This is a genomic window from Bradyrhizobium barranii subsp. barranii, assembly GCF_017565645.3.
GTDB classification, from domain to species: Bacteria; Pseudomonadota; Alphaproteobacteria; order Rhizobiales; family Xanthobacteraceae; genus Bradyrhizobium; species Bradyrhizobium barranii.
Genome location: NZ_CP086136.1, coordinates 8,354,632 through 8,368,835, shown reverse-complemented (window position 1 = coordinate 8,368,835; position 14,204 = coordinate 8,354,632). Strand labels below are relative to the sequence as shown.

14 protein-coding genes, 2 pseudogenes and 1 riboswitch are annotated in these 14,204 nt (G+C 63.3%); of the genes and pseudogenes, 4 read left to right on the top strand and 12 right to left on the bottom strand.

Annotation, left to right across the window (positions count from 1 at the left end):
• The first annotated feature begins 68 nt into the window (after positions 1–68).
• Positions 69–797, top strand: coding sequence for an SDR family oxidoreductase (locus J4G43_RS40915; protein ID WP_208088349.1), 729 nt, complete (start codon positions 69–71; stop codon positions 795–797).
• Positions 798–961: 164 nt separating this feature from the next.
• On the opposite strand, the gene J4G43_RS40910 is transcribed toward J4G43_RS40915, so the two are convergent.
• The 8 genes from J4G43_RS40910 to J4G43_RS40875 all read right to left on the bottom strand — a co-directional run bounded on the left by J4G43_RS40910 (position 962) and on the right by J4G43_RS40875 (position 7,907).
• Complete coding sequence (locus J4G43_RS40910) at positions 962–1,471, bottom strand: mismatch-specific DNA-glycosylase (protein WP_208088348.1); 510 nt, start codon at positions 1,469–1,471, stop codon at positions 962–964.
• A gap of 84 nt (positions 1,472–1,555) precedes the next feature.
• A complete protein-coding gene (locus tag J4G43_RS40905; RefSeq protein WP_208088347.1) occupies positions 1,556–2,290 on the bottom strand; it encodes a cobaltochelatase CobT-related protein in 735 nt (244 codons plus the stop codon).
• Between the two features lie 141 nt (positions 2,291–2,431).
• The gene (gene thiC / locus J4G43_RS40900) at positions 2,432–4,330 is read right to left on the bottom strand and encodes a phosphomethylpyrimidine synthase ThiC (protein ID WP_208088346.1); all 1,899 of its coding nucleotides are present in this window, start codon (positions 4,328–4,330) and stop codon (positions 2,432–2,434) included.
• Positions 4,331–4,354: 24 nt separating this feature from the next.
• Positions 4,355–4,963 carry a thiamine phosphate synthase gene (locus J4G43_RS40895; protein ID WP_208088345.1) on the bottom strand — a complete coding sequence of 203 codons (609 nt, stop codon included), beginning with the start codon at positions 4,961–4,963 and terminating at the stop codon, positions 4,355–4,357.
• The gene (locus J4G43_RS40890) at positions 4,950–5,732 is read right to left on the bottom strand and encodes a thiazole synthase (RefSeq protein ID WP_208089549.1); all 783 of its coding nucleotides are present in this window, start codon (positions 5,730–5,732) and stop codon (positions 4,950–4,952) included. The genes J4G43_RS40895 and J4G43_RS40890 overlap by 14 nt, the downstream gene beginning before the upstream one ends.
• Positions 5,733–5,904: 172 nt before the next feature.
• Complete coding sequence (gene thiS, locus J4G43_RS40885; protein ID WP_063981493.1) at positions 5,905–6,102, bottom strand: sulfur carrier protein ThiS; 198 nt, start codon at positions 6,100–6,102, stop codon at positions 5,905–5,907.
• The gene (locus tag J4G43_RS40880) at positions 6,093–7,103 is read right to left on the bottom strand and encodes an FAD-dependent oxidoreductase (protein ID WP_208088344.1); all 1,011 of its coding nucleotides are present in this window, start codon (positions 7,101–7,103) and stop codon (positions 6,093–6,095) included. Before J4G43_RS40880 ends, thiS begins: the two co-directional genes overlap by 10 nt.
• Positions 7,091–7,219: riboswitch (TPP riboswitch) on the bottom strand. (Overlaps the previous gene by 13 nt.)
• 151 nt (positions 7,220–7,370) lie before the next feature.
• Positions 7,371–7,907, bottom strand: coding sequence for a lytic transglycosylase domain-containing protein (locus J4G43_RS40875; protein WP_208088343.1), 537 nt, complete (start codon positions 7,905–7,907; stop codon positions 7,371–7,373).
• Positions 7,908–8,131: 224 nt separating this feature from the next.
• On the opposite strand from J4G43_RS40875, the gene J4G43_RS40870 reads away from it, so the two are divergent.
• Complete coding sequence (locus tag J4G43_RS40870; RefSeq protein ID WP_028153771.1) at positions 8,132–8,332, top strand: hypothetical protein; 201 nt, start codon at positions 8,132–8,134, stop codon at positions 8,330–8,332.
• Between the two features lie 8 nt (positions 8,333–8,340).
• On the opposite strand, the pseudogene J4G43_RS40865 reads toward J4G43_RS40870, so the two are convergent.
• Positions 8,341–9,668, bottom strand: a pseudogene (locus J4G43_RS40865) (ATP-binding protein).
• Positions 9,669–9,681: 13 nt separating this feature from the next.
• Positions 9,682–10,447: pseudogene (locus J4G43_RS40860) on the bottom strand (response regulator).
• A 180-nt stretch (positions 10,448–10,627) separates the two neighbouring features.
• Between J4G43_RS40860 and J4G43_RS40855 the strand changes: the two are divergent.
• Complete coding sequence (locus J4G43_RS40855) at positions 10,628–11,203, top strand: hypothetical protein (protein WP_208088342.1); 576 nt, start codon at positions 10,628–10,630, stop codon at positions 11,201–11,203.
• Positions 11,204–11,440: 237 nt separating this feature from the next.
• Positions 11,441–11,971, top strand: a complete 531-nt coding sequence (locus J4G43_RS40850) for a PRC-barrel domain-containing protein (RefSeq protein ID WP_208088341.1) — start codon at positions 11,441–11,443, stop codon at positions 11,969–11,971.
• Between the two features lie 513 nt (positions 11,972–12,484).
• On the opposite strand, the gene J4G43_RS40845 is transcribed toward J4G43_RS40850, so the two are convergent.
• Together J4G43_RS40845 and J4G43_RS40840 are read right to left on the bottom strand one after the other, a co-directional pair.
• A complete protein-coding gene (locus tag J4G43_RS40845) occupies positions 12,485–13,087 on the bottom strand; it encodes a PepSY domain-containing protein (RefSeq protein WP_208088340.1) in 603 nt (200 codons plus the stop codon).
• Positions 13,088–13,747: 660 nt separating this feature from the next.
• Positions 13,748–13,957 (bottom strand): hypothetical protein, encoded by a 210-nt coding sequence (locus tag J4G43_RS40840; RefSeq protein ID WP_208088339.1) that lies wholly within the window; start codon positions 13,955–13,957, stop codon positions 13,748–13,750.
• Positions 13,958–14,204: the final 247 nt, after the last annotated feature.

Genomic DNA, 14,204 nt, shown 5'->3' with positions numbered 1-14,204 from the left:
CCAGCGATCTGCATCGCCAATTCGCCCTGCATCGCTATACTGCCGACCATCAGCAGGATGGTGCCCCCATGGGAAACGAATTGGAAGGCAAGGTTGCTGCCGTGACCGGAGCCGCGTCGGGCATCGGGTTGGCGAGCACTGAAGCAATGCTGGCCGCGGGCGCGCGCGTCGTGATGGTCGACCGCGACGAGCCCGCGCTGAAGGCGCTCAGCAACAAGCATGGCGACGCCGTGATCCCGCTGGTCGTGGACCTCCTGGATCCCAAGGACTGCGCAACGCTGCTGCCGCGCGTTTTGGAGACGGCAGGCCAACTCGACATCCTGCACGCGAATGCGGGCACGTATGTCGGTGGCGATCTGGTCGATGCCGACAATATGGCCATCGACCGGATGCTGAACCTGAACGTCAACGTGGTGATGAAGAACGTGCACGACGTGCTGCCGCACATGATCGCGCGCCGGAGCGGCGACATCATCGTCACGAGTTCGCTGGCGGCGCATTTTCCGACGCCGTGGGAGCCGGTCTATGCGTCGTCCAAATGGGCGATCAACTGCTTCGTCCAGACGGTGCGGCGCCAGGTCTTCAAGCACGGCATTCGCGTGGGCTCGATCTCGCCCGGCCCGGTCGTCACCTCACTGCTCGCGGACTGGCCACCCGAGAAGCTGCAGGAAGCCAGGGACTCCGGAAGCCTGCTGGAGGCCAGCGAAGTGGCCGCCGTGGTGATGTTCATGCTGACACGGCCGCGCGGCATGACCATTCGCGACGTGGTGATGCTGCCGACCAATTTTGATCTTTAGGGCGCATGCTCTCGTAGGGTGGGTTAGCCGCTCGCAAGCGCGGTCGTGCAACACGCGAAGGTGCAAGGCGTAACCCACCACGCCCCGACAGCGGACGATGTCGTAAGAGAAGAGGTGGGTTACGCCAGCGGACTGCGCTTCGCGCAGCCGCGTGCCAACCCACCCTACGAAGCGATCCATTGCGCCAGCTCCCGCCACGGCTCCAGCGTCCAATGCCCTGACGCAGCGCCAGACGGCGACGGCAGCACGAAAATCTCCGGCAAACCTGCATCGCGCGGCTGTCGCCCCAGTGCGATCCCGCTCGACGGCCTCCCGTAAAACAAGCTCGCGGCCTTCTTGCTCGTGAACGCGATTGTCTTCGGCCGATGTTTCTCGATCTTGGCCCGGAAGCCGGGCACGTCGATCGTTTCAGTCGCGATCTGGTGATCCATCCCGGCGCCCGACTTAGAGAGATCGGTGAAGCCGATCCCGAGCTCCAGCAGCGCGGCGAACTCGCTCGGCTGATAGCGCCGCGGCGTGATGCCGGCCTCATGAATCGCGCGCCAGAAGCGGTTGCCGGGATGGGCGTAGTAGTGCCCGACCTCCGCCGAGCGCGTGCTGGCGGCGGTCCCGACGAAGACGAGGCGGAGGTTGGCAATGAGCTGGTCGGGGAGGCGGTGGGGGGCGTTGGGCAAATCAATCAGCCTTGGCGTTGTAACCCTAGAGCGCAGGCGAGATCTGGCCTCCTCAATCCCCCGCTGATCCCGATTTAGTCTGCGTTATTTGAGTTTGGGTGCAACATAACGATACCGTTTGCGCGGCTCCGATGAATCATAGCTCGATCGGAATAATTCGTCGTTGGCAACAACTTCGAAAAAGCGAGGACCGAGGTCTCTTGCACTCGTTACCGTCGCCGCATTTGGATAATAGCGCGAGACGTCGTGTCCAATGCCGATGGCATGCAAACTGACCTTGTCGGAAATCGAGTCAATCACACCTCGTAAGTGCTGCTCAAGATAGTTGGCTGGATTAGCGCTCAGCGTTGTATCATCTACGGGGGCACCGTCCGAAATCACAACAAGCATCTTGCTGAGGGATCGTTGTTTTTGAAGTCGGGCGAACGCCCACAGAACAGCTTCGCCATCGATATTTTCTTTCAAAAGACCTTCTCTGGTCATCATGCCAAAGTTGGGTGCTGAGGCTCCGACGCTTGCCGAGAAAGATTTATAAATGAGATGTCTCAAGTCATTTAGCCGGCCCGGATTCGAAGGCTTTCCGGTAGCTAACCAGCGTTCCTTGGACTGACCGCCTTTCCAAGCCCGAGTGGTAAATCCAAGGAATTCTGTCGAAATCCTGAGCTTGTCCATCCATTCTGCGATCAAATTGCACCAAGCGGCAGTGAAGGTAATAGGCTCGCCTTCGAGCCTCTTTCGGAATGCAGTTATCGCGCCATTATCATGGTCGTCATCGGATCGAACGTAACTGAGGAAAGCTACCGGGCGTCTCTCACTCATCGACGAAAATCTCGACAAAAAATTGAAATCTAAAAGAGTCGCCTTCAGGTTGCCATTGAACCGCTGTCATTGCAACCAAGGGTTAATGCAAAGGCCGGGCGATACGCCCGGCCTTTGTTCAGTCGTCCGTGAATTTAATCCTCACAACACCCGATTACTCTCCTTCACCTTCTCGGCATCCAGATAAACGCTGCTCCCCATCTCCTTGAACTTCGCGCTCATCTGCTTCATGCCGTCCTCGGCGGTGCCGCTCATCGACATGCCGATGCTGTTCGGATCGTTCAGCGTCGCGGCGTAATCCCGCACGTCCTGGGTGATCTTCATCGAGCAGAATTTTGGGCCGCACATCGAGCAGAAATGCGCGACCTTGTGGGCTTCCTTCGGCAGGGTCTCGTCGTGGAAGTTCTTGGCGGTATCAGGATCGAGGCCGAGGTTGAACTGGTCGCTCCAGCGGAAGTCGAATCGGGCGCGGGAGAGGGCGTCGTCGCGAAGCTGCGCCGCCGGGTGACCCTTGGCGAGGTCGCTGGCGTGGGCGGCGATCTTGTAGGTGATGACGCCCACCTTGACGTCGTTGCGGTCGGGCAGGCCGAGATGCTCCTTCGGCGTTACGTAGCAGAGCATGGCGCAGCCGAACCAGCCGATCATGGCGGCGCCGATGCCTGAGGTGATGTGGTCATAGCCCGGCGCGATGTCGGTGGTCAGCGGTCCAAGCGTGTAGAACGGCGCCTCGCCGCACTCCTTGAGCTGCTTGTCCATGTTGATCTTGATCTTGTGCATCGGCACGTGGCCGGGGCCTTCGATCATGACCTGGCAGCCCTTGTCCCACGCAATCTTGGTAAGCTCGCCGAGCGTCTCCAGTTCGGCGAATTGCGCGCGGTCGTTGGCGTCGGCGATCGAGCCCGGACGCAGGCCGTCGCCGAGCGAGAACGAGACGTCATACTTGCGCATGAGGTCGCAGATCTCGTCGAAATGCGTATAGAGGAAGCTCTCCTTGTGATGCGCCAGGCACCACTTCGCCATGATCGAGCCGCCGCGGCTGACGATGCCGGTGACGCGGTTGGCGGTGAGGTGGATGTAGGACAGGCGCACCCCGGCGTGGATGGTGAAATAGTCGACGCCCTGCTCGCACTGCTCGATCAGCGTGTCCTTGTAGAGCTCCCAGGTCAGTTTGACGGGATCGCCTTCGCACTTCTCCAGCGCCTGGTAAATCGGCACGGTGCCGATCGGGATCGGCGCGTTGCGCAGAATCCATTCCCGGGTGGTGTGGATGTTGCGGCCGGTGGAGAGGTCCATCACGGTGTCGGCGCCCCAGCGGATCGCCCACACCATCTTGTCGACTTCCTCTTCCACCGACGACGTCACGGCGGAGTTGCCAATATTGGCGTTGATCTTGGTGAGGAAGTTGCGGCCGATGATCATCGGCTCCAACTCAGCGTGGTTGATGTTGCAGGGGATGATGGCGCGGCCGCGCGCGATCTCGCTGCGGACGAACTCCGGCGTGATGAAGGCAGGGACTGCGGCGCCGAAGCTCTCGCCGTCGGCGAGCGCGGCTTCCGCGCGATCGAGCTGCTTTTTGCGGCCGAGATTTTCGCGTTCGGCGACGTAGATCATTTCCTTGGTGATGATGCCGGCGCGGGCGAATTCGAGCTGGGTGATCTTGTGGCCGTCGAGGCCGCGTAGCGGCTTGTGGTGCGCGGTGAAGGCCTTTGCGGCATGCGAGGCGCCGACATTGCCATTGTCCTCCGGCTTGATATCGCGGCCCTGATACTCCTCGACGCCGCCTCGCTCCTTGACCCAGGCGAGACGGTTGCGCGACAGGCCGGCGTTGACGTCGATGGTCACGGACGGATCGGTGTAGGGGCCCGAGGTGTCGTAGACCGGCAGGTTGGGCTCGCCGGCGCCTTCGGAGAGGATGATCTCGCGCAGCGGCACGCGGATGTCGGGCGCAGCGTCCGGAGACGCGAAGATTTTTCGCGACGAGGGCAGCGGGCCGGTGGTGACGGCGGGGACGGTCTTTTCGGGGTTGGAGCGGATGTTCATGGGATCCTCCGTTGTATCTCTCGTTCAGGCGGCTTTGGCGGAATCGCCAAGCCATTGTTTGACTCGCGCGTCCGGGTCGGCGTTTTGCGTGACGTCGCTGACGACGGCGATGGAATCGGCGCCGGCGGCAAAAATCTCCGCGGCGTGCTCGAATTTGATGCCGCCGATCGCGACCAGCGGGATGCTGCCGATCCGCTTCTTCCATTCCGTGATCTTCGGAATGCCCTGCGGTTCGAAGCGCATCGATTTCAGCGTGGTGAAGAAGATCGGACCGAGCGCGACATAGTCGGGCTCTGCGGCAAGCGCGGTCTCGAGCTCCGCGTCGTCATGGGTGGAGACGCCAAGCGACAGGCCGGCCTCGCGGATGGCCTTGAGGTCCGCGTCCGCCAGGTCTTCCTGGCCGAGATGCAGATACTTTGCGCCGGCGACGACGGCCGCGCGCCAATAGTCGTTCACGACCAGCTTGGCCTGCGTGTCCTTCGTGATCGCCAGCGCATCGGTGACGATCTGGAGCGCGTCGGCGTCGTTGAGGTCTTTCGCGCGCAGCTGGATGGTGCCGACGCCGAGCTTGGTCAGGCGTTCGACCCATTTGAGGCTGTCGACGACGGGATAGAAGCGATCAGGATACGGCATGCCAGAATGGTGTCCCAACGACAGGGGTGGAGGGGGAGGCGAAGTCGCGGGCGTTCATCAGCCCGGCTTCGTAGGCGGTGCGGCCGGCATCACAGCCGAGACGGAAGGCATTGGCCATGGCAACGGGATCGGCGGCCTTTGCGATCGCGGTGTTGAGCAGCACGGCGTCATAGCCGAGCTCGAGCGCCTCGGCCGCATGCGACGGCGCGCCGATGCCGGCATCGACCACTAGCGTGATGTCAGGCAGCCGCTCGCGCAGCAGTTTCAGCGCGTCGCGGTTGGTGATGCCGCGGGCCGAGCCGATCGGCGCGGCCCAGGGCATGACGACCTTGCAGCCGGCATCGACCAGGCGGTTCGCAACCGAGAGGTCCTCGGTGCAATAGGGGAACACTTCAAAGCCGTCCTTGATCAGGAGGGTGGCGGCCTCGACCAGGCCGACGACGTCGGGCTGCAGCGTGTCGTTGTCGGCGATCACTTCCAGCTTGATCCAGGACGTGCCGAACAGCTCGCGCGCGAGTTTTGCGGTGGTCACGGCTTCGCGCACGCTGCGGCAGCCGGCGGTGTTCGGCAGCACGCTGACGTCGAGCTCACGGATCAGATTCCAGAACGTGTCCCCGGTCTTGCCGCCGGCGGCCTCGCGGCGCAGCGACACCGTGACGATGTTCGAGCCGGAGGCACGGATCGCCGCCTGCATGATCGCAGGCGAGGGATACAGCGCGCTGCCGATCAGCAGGCGGGAGGAGAAGGTTTTGCCGTAGAAGGTCACCATGTCCAAGGTGTCTCCTCAAGTTCAACTGTCGTCCCCGCGAAGGCGGGGACCCATACCGCGTGATTTCTCTTGGGGCACGTGGGGAGAGACCGGTCGCCATAACCGCTCCCTGTGGTTATGGGTCCCCGCCTTCGCGGGGACGACAAGTGGAGAGAGCGTGCCATCATCTCCCTCACCCTCCCTGCCGCGGCGTGATGATCTCGATCTCGTCGCCGGCCTTGAGGTGGGTTTCGGCCCAGCGGCTTTTCGGCACGACGTCGTAGTTCAGCGCGATCGCGAAATGGGTGCCTTCGTAGTCGAGCTCGCTGAGCAGCGCGTCGACGCTTGCGGAATTCACCTCGCGTTGCTCGCCGTTGACGATCACGCGCATTGCATCACCTCATTGTCGATCTGGCCGCGCTGGACGTATTGCAGCGTCAGCTCGGCGAGTGCCGGCGCGATCAGGAAGCCGTGGCGGTAGAGGCCGTTGACGGCGATCCTCTCGCCACGAATGCCGATGCGCGGCAGATTGTCGGGGAAAGCAGGGCGCAAGCCCGAGCCGAATTCGACGATGCGGGCCTCGCCGAAGGCCGGATGCACGGCATAGGCCGCACCCAGCAGCTCCAGCGCCGAGCGTACGCTGACGCCGGTGTCCTCGGCCTCGATCGAGGTCGCGCCGAGCATGAACAGATTGTCCTCGCGCGGGATCACGTAGAGCGGCCAGCGCGGATGGATCAGCCGCACCGGGCGCGCCAGCCGCACCTCGCCGGTCTCGATCAAAATCATCTCGCCCTTGACGCCGCGCAGCTCCGGCTGCTCGTCGCGCGCGCCAAGGCCGCGGCAGTCGATCACGATGCCGTCGAGGTCTTTGGCGCTGACGTCGCTATCAAACTTGATGGTGCCGCCGGCGGCGCGGATGCGCTCGTGCAGCTTCGGCAGCACGCGGCGCGGCTCGACATGGCCCTCGGTCGGGAAGAACAGCGCGTCGCGGAAGCGGCCCTCCAGCGACGGCTCGAGCTCGGCAAGGCTGGTCGCATCGAGCCGGCGGTGGCCGTCGGTCATCCGCGCAAAACGCTCGAAATCGTTGCGCTCGCGCGGGTGGGCGACGACGAGCGAGCCGTTGAAGGGGGTGTCCGGCAGCTCGCGCCGCCAGATGTCCAGGGAGCGCTGGCCGAGCCTGGAGATGATGGGTTCGGCGACCTCCGCCTCGCACCAGGGCGCGAGCATCCCGCCGGCCCAATGGCTGGTGGAATCGGTCATCGCGGCGTCACCGCGCTCGTGTAGCGTCACGGCATGGCCGGCCTGCGCGAACAAAAGCGCCTGCCAGGCACCTGCAATGCCTGCGCCGATGATGGATACCGGGGAATCCGGTCGCTTGGTGGTCTGTAACATCCCTGTCCCTTCGCCGGCATGACCCGGATCAGGTTCAAAGGGTCACCGCGGTCCTGGGCCTTCTGACCCATTTAGCGGTATCTCAGCTCCTCCTCGGAGCACCCCTCGGAACGGCTCTAATGTATGCCAGCGGGACGGGGTGGTCAACGCGCTAGCCACAGGGCTGTCATTCCGGCGCGCCGGACCGAACCCCGGGTGCGCAATTGCGCACCGGGGAAGCTCGAGATTCCGGGCTCGATGCTTCGCATCGCCCCGGAATGACGGTGGCTAGTGGTTGGGAACCTGCGCCCGCGCATTGCTGACGCGCTGGGCCAGCTTCTTATGCGGCGCCGTCCCGAGCATCGGCTGCGGATTGCCGTTCGGCTCGAGCCAGGTGTCGCCCATATTGGCGACCTGCACGGCCTCCTGACGCTGCCGCTTTGCAACGTAGTAATAGCCGCCCGCGAAATAACGCACGGCTCGGGCGAGGTCGCCATTGGCGGCGCGATAGGCGCCGGCGAGGTATTTGACGGCGTAGGTGAGGTTGGTGTTGGGATCGCGCAGGCCGGCGGCGTCGCCGGTGTAGCCGACCCCGCGGGCGGTCGCGAGCTTGATCTGCATCAGGCCGATGGTGCCGCCGCGGCCGATAAGGCCGGGCTGATAGCGGCTCTCGCGCATGATGACGCGATGCACCAGCGCTTCCGGCACGCCGTTGGCGCGGGCATGGGCCGCGACCATCTCGGCATACTCGGCTTCGCCCGCGAATGCGGCCTGCGGCAACATCAGCCCGGCCGCAACGAGCGCGGCAATACGCAAAATTTTCATTGAATTATTCCTCGGCAGAACGAACCTGCACCCGTGCGCGTTAGGCCGTGGGAACACGGCGATGATGTGGCGAAACGCCGCCAGCGGCGATTTTCGCGGGGCCGTCGTTTTTACGACTCAAACCCAGGTTAGGATTGCACTTGGCGATGTGCGTTACGCGACAGCAGGTCTGTCTATTCGTGCATTCGCCCAAAAATCGCTATTCAAAATTCGGGAGAACGTCCATGACCCGAGCAGACATCGGCGACATCCCCAAGCAGAACCCCTGTGCGCAATGTGGGGCACCGATCCCGTCTCCGGACTGGATCGAGCCGGGCGAAGGCCGCGTTTCCTATCTCTGGAAATGCCACGCCTGCGGCTACCGCTTCGAGGCGGTGGCGATCTTCGATGAGCACCCGATCGAGCATCCGCCGCTCGCCGCCTGAGGCATGCCTTACGCCGCCCGCCGCGGCTGCTGCCATACCGGCAATTGCATCCGCACGATCAGCCCGTGCGGCGCGCGGTCGTGCAACGACAATTCGCCGCCATGGGCGATCGCGATCGCGCGCGCGATCGACAGGCCGAGCCCGAAGCCGGTGTGCTCGTCCATGGTGCGCGCGTCGTCGCCGCGCGCGAACGGCTCCAGCATCTCCTGCTTGCGCGCATCCGAGATGCCGGGGCCGTCGTCCTCGACGTCGATGACGAGCCTGGTGCCTGATACGTCGAGGCGGATCGTCACTTCGGCGCCGAAGCGCACCGCGTTCTCGACGAGGTTGGTGACGCCCCGATGCAGTTCGTCGGGCCGCGCGGCGGCCGTCGCCGAAGCGGGGCCGTCATAGTGCACGACATGGCCCATGTCGCCGAACTGGTCGGCGATGACCTGGAGCGTGCTCGCGATGTCGACCAGCGTCACCGCCTCGATCTTGCGGTCGTTGCGCAGCAGCGACAACACGGATTCCAGCACGAGCGCATCTGGTCGAGATCGATCAGCATGCGCCTTCGGTTGCCCTCGTCCTCGATGAACTCGGCGCGCAGGCGCAGCCGGGTGATCGGCGTTCGCAGGTCGTGGCTGATCGCCGCCAGCATGCGGGTGCGATCCGACATCAGCCGCGCGATCCGCTCATGCATGCGGTTGAGCGCGCGCGCGACCGAGCGGATCTCCTCCGGGCCGCGCTCGGGCAGCGGATCGGCCGCCCCGTCCAGGCTGAAATTCTCGGCGGCCCTGGCAAACGAGGACAGCGGCGCGGCCAGCGCGTAGGCCGCCCACAGACCGAGCATCGTGACGCTGATCAGCGCGAACAGCAGCGTTATCATCCAGGGGCCGCCCCAGAACCGCGGCGGATGCGGGCCCTGCTCGACGCGGCCTGCGATCACACTGCCGTCGGGAAGCTCGACCGCGACGCGGTGCACGCCGAAGTTCGGGGCCAGCGCGACCACCTTGTACTGATGGCCGAGATGCCGGCGCACGTTGCGCAGATGCGGGCCACCGCTGTCTTCGGCGACGGAGAAGGTCCCCGGCGCGAGGAGCTCGATGCCGGCATTCGGAAACGCACGCACGATATTGGCGAGGATGCGCGGCCGCTCGCTCGCATCCGTGCCGTTGAGCAGCAGGGCCGCGTCCGCAAGCTGATGGGCGGCGTCGGGCGGCGGCTCGGCCCGGTCCGGCCGGCTGATCAGGAAGCTGGCGGTGAGGATCAGATGCAGCGCGACGATCGACGCCACCACCAGTGCGGCGATCTGTCCACCGATGCTTTTGAGGTGGAAGAAGCGGAACGGCGTCATGACGACCGCCCCGCTAATTGCTCAGGGTCGCCGCGACCGCTTCATTGCCAGCTGCTTCAGTCCCGGCCGCTTCAGTTCTGGGCGTGAACAGATAGCCGCCGGAGCGCACCGTCTTGATGATGGTGGGATCGGCCGGATTGGGCTCGATCTTGCGGCGGATGCGGCTGACCAGCACGATCGATCGATCGCTCGAACGAGCCGGTGTTGCGCCCTTGCGTGAGGTCGAGCAGGCTGTCGCGCGACAGCACGCGGCCGGGCCGCTCGCAGAACGTCCGCAGGAGATCGAACTCGGCGCTGGTCACCGCGACGCGCGCGCCTTCCGGATTGCGCAATTCGCGCAGGCGCAGATCGATGCGCCAGCCCTCGAAGACGAGCGTGGAGGCGCCCTCGATCGAGCTTGCCGCCTGGGCTGCGGCCTGGCGGCGCAGCACCGCGTTGATGCGTGCGAGCAGCTCGCGCGGGTTGAAGGGCTTTGGCAGATAGTCGTCCGCGCCCATCTCGAGGCCGACGATGCGATCGACGTCCTCGCCGCGCGCGGTCAGCATGATGATCGGCGTCTGCGCCTCCGAGCGTACCTTGCGGCACAGGCTCAGGCCGTCCTCGCCGGGCAGCATGACGTCGAGGATGATGAGGTCGACCCTGTGATCGGCCAAGGCACGCGACATCTCCCGGCCATCGCTCACGGTGGTGACGTTGCAGGCGTTGTTGCGCAGGTACTTTGCAATCAACGTCCGGGTTTCGCGGTCGTCCTCGACGACCAGGATGTTGGGATTGGCCATGCGCTTTGTTTGTCCAAGATTCGGGCCAAATGGCGAAGATTTTTGTTTCGGATTGTTTCTGACTGTCCGGGCGCAACAGCAGGCAATACCCGGGCAGGGAAGCGGCAAGGTCTCGTTAAGGCCGCTAACCATACCGTGGCGGTGTCGCTTACGAAACCCCGCAAAAGCCACGGAGCCATTATGACCTCGATTTCGGCGGCCTCCGCCGGTAACTACCAGTCGCCCCTGCAGCGGCTTCAGCAGCAATTGCAATCGGACGTTTCCGACGGCACGATCTCGTCGTCGGACCAGTCGGCGCTCTCGACCGCGCTGACCGACATCGACACCGCCTTGCAGTCGAGCCGATCCAGCGATCAGTCGAGCGGCACGCGTCCTTCCAAGGACGAGATGAAGTCGAAGATCGACGATCTCATCGCCAACGAAGTGTCGAACGGGACGCTGACCTCGGACCAGGCGGACGAACTGAAGAACGTGTTTCAGTCCGCTTTCGCCAAGGGGCCCGGCGGCGCCGGCGGTCCTGGTGGTCCCGGCGGTCCCGGTGGTGCGGGCGGACCGCCGCCCGATGACAGCTCATCGGATTCGTCCTCGACGGACTCGACCAGCAGCACGTCGACCAACACGACCACGGCGGACATTCTCCAGCAATTCCTCCAGGCGCTCCAGCAGTCGCAATCGTCGAGCGCGTCCTACGGCGCCAACGGCAGCTCATTCGGCGGTTCGGATTTCTCCGCGCTTCTGATCGACTTCAAGAGCTGACCTGAGCGACGCAGGGCGGCGCGTTCCTCGCCGCGATCGTGCTTCACCCAGGGCGCATGATCGTCGGCGGGGAACTGTGCATCAGGTACGTTCCTCATCGAACGTTCCTGAGTGACGCAGGAACTTTCGTCGCAGCGCAGCGCCATCATCGCGTGACGAAATTGCCGCAGAAAAGGAACTGCGGATGATCGCCGCTGTTCTCTCCGCATAAGCTTTCTGCTGAAGGAGAGGACAACAATGTTGATGAAATCGATCGCCGCCGGCCTTGCCGGCACCGCACTGCTTGCGACCGTTGCGTTCGCGCAAAACCCGACGGCCACCACCGACAAGGCGGCGCCCGCGGCCACAACCACCACCACCACGACGACGACTGCGTCGGGCGAGTGGCGTGCGTCGAAGATGTCGGGCCTGAAGATCTACAACGACGCCAACGAGAACATTGGCTCGATCAACGACCTGCTGATGGACAAGAGCGGCAACATCAAGATTGCCGTGATCGGCGTCGGCGGCTTCCTCGGCATGGGCGAGCATCTGGTCGCCGTCCCCTACGAGAAGCTGAAGTTCGTCAACGAGGCCGTCGCCTACACCGGCACGGGCGCGAAGCCTGCGGCGACCACGACCACTGGCGCTGCGACCGGCACCGAGAAGACCACGACGACGACCGCTACGACCGCCTCGTCCGCGTCGAAATGGTATCCGGACCACGTCGTGTTCAATGCCAGCAAGGACGAGCTGAAGAACATGCCCGAGTTCAAGTACTCGGAGTAATGCTGCTCACGTGACGGCCGTGTCCAACTGCGTATAAGTTGAGTCAAAAGCGGAATAGTCGAGTCAAGCCAAGGGCACCTCAACGCCGTTCCACCGAGGTGCCTTTGGTGCGGACGTGTGTGGCGCGCTCATGGGCGTCGGATGATGCTAAGTGCCAGGGCTGGCATCCAGCTCTTATGCACGAGGCCGCGTCGGGCATAGAAGGACGCGGCCCTCTCAAGGCTGAAACAGGGGGTCGATTCCCCTAGGGAGCGCCAGCAAACTCAGGCACTTAGGTAGACATCAGCCGCGTTCGCTGAACAGGACGCTGGTGAACAACGGCGAGCGCGTGCGGAATTTACTGGCGACATTAGCCGACTAGCCTCGGCGCGATGCCTCACTGTGGCTGGCGCATTCGCGAAAAATTTCCTCGTCGCCCTTGGTGTCCGGAAATATTCAAACCGCCGCTGACGTGCGCTATCGTACGCGAGCGCGCTCGGATGTTTGCATTGACGTTGCTGCTGTCGGCGGCGCCTAATGGCGAGCCGACTTTTCCCTGCCGACTCTGGGCGGCTCAAGCATAACCTCCTTCAAGCGATCACCACTGGCGATGACGACCACGAAGTTGAGTTTGCCATCCTGCTTCACCAGACCTCCGGCGAGAGCGCTTCCCGCAGCAGCTTTCTCGGCGATGCGTACGGCGTCCGAAAGCTCCTGCTCAACGGACTTCAGGGCAATGATGTTGCCCAGATCCTCTCGGTCGACCTCCCTCAACGATGACGAAATTTCCTTTTCTGTCACGCTTCCGGTGTTCGCATCTATGACATTTTCCCAAAGTCGTTCATTGCCTACCGTCCGCACGCGATAAATGGCCGGACCGGAAATCTCAAAGCTAACATCCGCGGTCCTTGAACCCTCATGCAAATTCTCGGCGATCGCTACCGCCTGACTGAGTGGTATTTTTATTGTGCGAAATTGCTCGAGCAGGCGACGAATCGCCGCCTCATCGGCATCGCCTTGCGCGGCTAGGCCTCTATTTGTGGCGTCCAAAGGTGTGTGGGTGACATCGGCTATCGCGCCCGTAGCAGCAAGCGTGGCGGACAAAACGATAATCGCTAACAATCGCTTCTTCGACATGAGGCAAATCCAGTGGCTGTTCGTGAAAAACTGACCGGTGGTCTTATCGGTGTGTGCGCGGGTCCATGACGGCCTATCGACACGAACCTTGGCCGTGGCTCAGTGAAGCGCACCATTCGAGAGTGCTATCGAAACTCGGATGCCGAGCTGGTCGCCGCCGCTTCTCCGACCGGGTGGGAGCGATTCTGCGCCGTGGTTCGGAGGCAAGCCCGGCTGGCCTCGGGCTTGAGCCGGCTTGATCGGAAACTCCCGGACCTAACTGCGCCAACGTTTCACGGATACGGGTCGGGATTGCGGGGCTCCCGTCACTCGCATCGGATTGCTCGGACAATAACGCGGACGGCTGTCGTACAGCATCGGCCACATCCGAGCTGAGCGGCGAGGGGACTGCAATCTCCCTGTGCGGGAGAATGGGCAGGAAACCGGGCAGGCTGGTATCGATGACAACTGCTTCCGATCTCTTCAGCTCGGAGGCGATTCGGATCGGCGGAAGTGTAGAATGCGATTCGATGAGCCTGCTCGCCGGGGTCTCGGGCAACAGGGAATTGGCTGCAAAGAGCAGCACGAGCAACGCTCCGCCGACCCACAGAAAGTAACCCAGCACGGGAGCTTGAGTATCGACTGAGCCGCGCGCACGCATTGACAAGACGGATGTTCTGCTCACAGCGCCCCGCTCCCGCGCTGAAGTCCCTTTGGCGTGATCCAAGACCGCTCGCCGACGAACGCGTGCAGCCCGGCAAGCAACGATATCGTGACGCCCAGCAGCAGGCTCAGGCCCACGAGAGACAGAGCCACGACCAGGTTCAGGGATGCGAGCGCAAGCCCCGGCCACGGATTTTCCTTCGCGAGCGACCACAAAAGCGTTGACATTCTCGGCTCCATAAATATACTACACCGTATATTTCATATACATCCCGGCCTGAGGGATGTGTCAAGAGCGAAGAGTCACAAGCGCGTGTTCAGACTGTTTGAAGGGTGGGTCTCGGAGCGTGACGCTGCGTTCACCTGTTCGAACGAGCGATGCTCAACAGAAGAAGGGATTCGGTATGTTCAAGTTCACATTAGTCGTCATGCTGGCGGCGACGTTCGGCAATGGGACTGCCTTTGCGCAGGAGAA

Excerpts from the sequence above, each read along its gene's own strand:
- J4G43_RS40915 (WP_208088349.1), top strand. The coding sequence starts at position 69 with ATGGGAAACGAATTGGAAGGCAAGGTTGCTGCCGTGACCGGAGCCGCG.
- J4G43_RS40905 (WP_208088347.1), bottom strand. The coding sequence starts at position 2,290 with ATGAGTGAGAGACGCCCGGTAGCTTTCCTCAGTTACGTTCGATCCGAT.
- thiC (WP_208088346.1), bottom strand. The coding sequence starts at position 4,330 with ATGAACATCCGCTCCAACCCCGAAAAGACCGTCCCCGCCGTCACCACC.
- J4G43_RS40895 (WP_208088345.1), bottom strand. The coding sequence starts at position 4,963 with ATGCCGTATCCTGATCGCTTCTATCCCGTCGTCGACAGCCTCAAATGG.
- J4G43_RS40890 (WP_208089549.1), bottom strand. The coding sequence starts at position 5,732 with ATGGTGACCTTCTACGGCAAAACCTTCTCCTCCCGCCTGCTGATCGGC.
- thiS (WP_063981493.1), bottom strand. The coding sequence starts at position 6,102 with ATGCGCGTGATCGTCAACGGCGAGCAACGCGAGGTGAATTCCGCAAGC.
- J4G43_RS40880 (WP_208088344.1), bottom strand. The coding sequence starts at position 7,103 with ATGTTACAGACCACCAAGCGACCGGATTCCCCGGTATCCATCATCGGC.
- J4G43_RS40875 (WP_208088343.1), bottom strand. The coding sequence starts at position 7,907 with ATGAAAATTTTGCGTATTGCCGCGCTCGTTGCGGCCGGGCTGATGTTG.
- J4G43_RS40870 (WP_028153771.1), top strand. The coding sequence starts at position 8,132 with ATGACCCGAGCAGACATCGGCGACATCCCCAAGCAGAACCCCTGTGCG.
- J4G43_RS40855 (WP_208088342.1), top strand. The coding sequence starts at position 10,628 with ATGACCTCGATTTCGGCGGCCTCCGCCGGTAACTACCAGTCGCCCCTG.
- J4G43_RS40850 (WP_208088341.1), top strand. The coding sequence starts at position 11,441 with ATGTTGATGAAATCGATCGCCGCCGGCCTTGCCGGCACCGCACTGCTT.
- J4G43_RS40845 (WP_208088340.1), bottom strand. The coding sequence starts at position 13,087 with ATGTCGAAGAAGCGATTGTTAGCGATTATCGTTTTGTCCGCCACGCTT.
- J4G43_RS40840 (WP_208088339.1), bottom strand. The coding sequence starts at position 13,957 with ATGTCAACGCTTTTGTGGTCGCTCGCGAAGGAAAATCCGTGGCCGGGG.